Origin of the sequence: Trichlorobacter sp., from assembly GCF_030247655.1 — a bacterium.
Taxonomy (GTDB): domain Bacteria; phylum Desulfobacterota; class Desulfuromonadia; order Geobacterales; family Pseudopelobacteraceae; genus Trichlorobacter.
In genome coordinates this window covers 1-3416 of record NZ_JAOTRZ010000274.1, presented here as the reverse complement: position 1 = coordinate 3416, position 3416 = coordinate 1, and the positions used below count along the sequence as shown (strand labels likewise).

The 3416-nt window shown below is 51.5% G+C and carries 2 protein-coding genes; both read right to left on the bottom strand.

The annotated features are described in order from the left end of the window. Positions 1–133: 133 nt before the first annotated feature. Positions 134–2551 carry a putative bifunctional diguanylate cyclase/phosphodiesterase gene (locus OEL57_RS15485; protein WP_300741700.1) on the bottom strand — a complete coding sequence of 806 codons (2418 nt, stop codon included), beginning with the start codon at positions 2549–2551 and terminating at the stop codon, positions 134–136. Beyond that, complete coding sequence (locus tag OEL57_RS15480; RefSeq protein ID WP_300741699.1) at positions 2548–3378, bottom strand: menaquinone biosynthesis protein; 831 nt, start codon at positions 3376–3378, stop codon at positions 2548–2550. Before OEL57_RS15480 ends, OEL57_RS15485 begins: the two co-directional genes overlap by 4 nt. Positions 3379–3416 lie beyond the last annotated feature (38 nt).

Here is a 3416-nt window from a genome sequence, read left to right as displayed (position 1 = left end):
CCATTACGACAGTCTATCTGGCCCAGGCAAGCGGTACGCCCCAGGCTGCTGATGATGCTGAAGAGCTTGCCTTGTTTCTTCCAGAGCAGCTCCCCTCCCCACTCTGTTTTGATCATGCCCGGATACTGGCCGACTACATTTCCTTCAAGACCGCATGCCCTTGAACCAGTTCACCAATGCATTTCTGACGCAACACCTTTAAGGCCTGATCCGCCGGCAATGGACGACTGATCAGAAACCCCTGTACCTGGTCACAGTTATTATCCCGTAAGAAATCCATCTGTTCCTTTGTTTCAACCCCTTCAGCAATCACCTTCAGGTTCAGGCTACTGCCCATGGCAATAATTGCCGAGGCGATCGCTGCATCAGTGGAGTTGCTCTCCACATCCCGCACAAATGATTTATCGATCTTCAAGGTATTCACGCTGAAACGTTTCAAGTGCGACAGCGATGAATAGCCGGTACCAAAATCATCAATCGAAATATGAATTCCCAGACTGGATATCTCATTCAGCACCTCAACTGCATAATCAGGGTTCTGCATAATCACACTCTCGGTGATTTCAAATTCAAGCAGTTCACCGGGCAAACCTGTTTCATCAAGGATGGTACGAACCGTTTCAACCAGACGGCTATGCTGCAGCTGATAGCCGGAGAGATTCACCGCAACCCGCAAGCCCTGCATGCCACCCTGATGCCAGGCCATGTTTTGACGGCAAGCCTCCCGTAACACCCATTCACCAAGATCAACAATCAGACCGCTCTCTTCTGCCAACTGGATAAATTCGGTTGGTGCCAGCAGACCCAACTCAGGATGCTGCCAGCGCACCAATGCCTCTGTGGCAACAATACGGTCACTTGAGACATCCAGCTTGGGCTGGTAGTAGAGCCGGAATTCACCACGATCAAGGCCACGTCGTATGGAATTGGCAATGGTGAAACGACGGGATGCATTTTGATCCATACTATCGTTATAGAACTGGATGTTGTTCCGCCCCAGTGCTTTGGCATGGTACATGGCGATATCCGCCTTCTGCATCATGGTCTCAACATCATCCTCATCATCTGGGTAGGTGCAGATACCACCGCTGGTGGTTACAAACAGCTCATGATTGCGAATCATGAACGGCTGGGCAAGCTCAACAAGCAGGTTGTCACACAGTAAACTGATATCCTCCCGATCAGCAACATTCAACATCAGTACAACAAACTCATCGCCACCAATCCGGGCCACCGTATCCGTCTCACGGAAGCAGCCCTTGAGACGGTGGGCAATCATCCTAAGCAGATCATCTCCCACCGCGTGTCCCAAAGTATCATTAATGATCTTGAAGCGATCCATATCAAGAAACAGCAATGCAAAACGGGAATGCATCCGATGGGCAAGGGCCCGGGCCTGTTGCAGTCGATCATGCAGCAATATCCGGTTTGGCAGCCCGGTCAGCACATCGTGGTGGGCCAGCTTGATCAGCTCACGCTGGGCCAGATTCCGCTCCGTAATATCGTGACAAACGCCCCAGATCATCTGATCCGGCACATCTTTGCAGCAGGTTGAAAGGCTCACTTCCAGATCCAGTGCTCTGCCGGCAACCGGAGAGACCAGGCGCATCTCGAAGTGTCCGACATCTATCCGTCGTGTTACTTTTTCAAACTGGCGCGCCAGTAGCCCCTTACCTTCCTCATCGGTTAGACTGAACAGGCTGGCATCATCGGACAACGTCTCCAGTGGACCAATCATATCCTGCCCCACCTGATTCAGATACAACAGAGTTCCATCCTGACGGCAGCAAAAAATAAGGTCGTGGGCAGTACTGATAAAGCCGGTCAGGGCCTCCTCACTTTGCTTGACCTTCTGATGATCAGAGCGAATCTTATCCATCAGGAAGGCGCCAAAAAATGATACCACGGTATTAACCCCGGCAACCCAAAGCCACATGAGCAACTCAAACAGAATACTGGGGCTTTCATCCTCCATAAACGGCATCCTGATCGTTGCTATAAAATCAAGCTGTTCAGCCAAAAGCAGCAGACCATACAGGGCTGCCCCGATCATGCCGATCCCCCAGACCTCCCGTTTTTTTTCAAACAGAAAGGCGGACTCCAGAGAAACCAACAGATAGGCCGGCCACAACCAGCTGACCACGCCACCACTCCAGTGAATTGCTGCAGTGACAAACAGAAGATCAACCAGCACCTGCAGATAGATTACCAAACGACAATTTTTCCAGACACTACAGGGGAGAGAGGTCAGCGGAAAGACAATTGCAAAAAATACAGCTGCAGCTTTAAGCGAAAAACTCCATTGTTCGGGGTGAAAAACAGGCAGATCCACATCCGGGGCAAGCAGCAGTTCAGCAAGTAGCACGTAGCAGAACAACGCAGCCAGCATAGCCCAGCGCAACTTAACCATTAATGAAACACGCACGCACTGTTCCACCAGTCGCTCCCCAATAGAACGATTACGTCCATCAGGCTGAATCAAGCGCGAGAGCGAGTCAAACCAGTTAGCATCAGGGGATGCACTGTTTGTTTGAGAAGGTGCGGGTGTCATGAGGGAAAGAATTTCAGCTGCGGTCTTGACGTTATCAAACCCAACTCTGCTGCCAGTTGATAAAAACGGTCAAGGCCAGCCAGATGAGCCTCGTCCAACTGATAGGTAATGGCATTGCGCCAGTAATCAGCCAGTGGCTGGACACCGACCCAGGCAGCTTCCGGGGCCTCTGCAGCAAGCAGCTCGGCATCAGGTATAATCCGCTCGCGGGCCTGCTCCAGCAGCTGACTGAACTGAGTTAATGCGCCTTCTTTTCCTGCAGATGAAGTCCGGTTAATCAGCCAGAGTGCATAGACAAAGGGCAGACCAGTCAGCCCCATCCACTCCTGGCCAAGGTCGTAACAGTAGACACCGGCACTGCCGGATGCCGCCTGCAAAGCACGATCACCGATCAACAGTAGTCCGGGAGACTGCTGCAATGCTTCCTGCCACGGCAGGGACGTTGTTTGCAAAGAACAACCGGACAGCCCCCCCCAGCGCTTAGCCAGTAAAATCTGAAGCAGCACAACCGATGTTGCCGATTCACTGGTCACCAGCAGCTGTTGGCCAGCCAGCTCCTCAGCCGGACGGGTGGTAAAAAACAGCACACTTTTAACGGGACCAACAGAACCGATACAATGGCCTGGCAGAATGGCATATTCATCTGCATGGCGCGAAAATTCAATTGAAGAAGAAATACAGATATCAATCTCACCGTTAGCCAGCTTGGCATTAAGGCTTGCTGGCACACCATGCACAATGGTGGTTGTCTCGCCGGACAGTGTTTTTTCCAACTGCATAAACAGTGGGGTGCAGTTTGCGTAGTCAATCCGTCCGATTCTCAGCATCAATTCAAACCCTTATATAGTGCATCAGGATCAAGGGT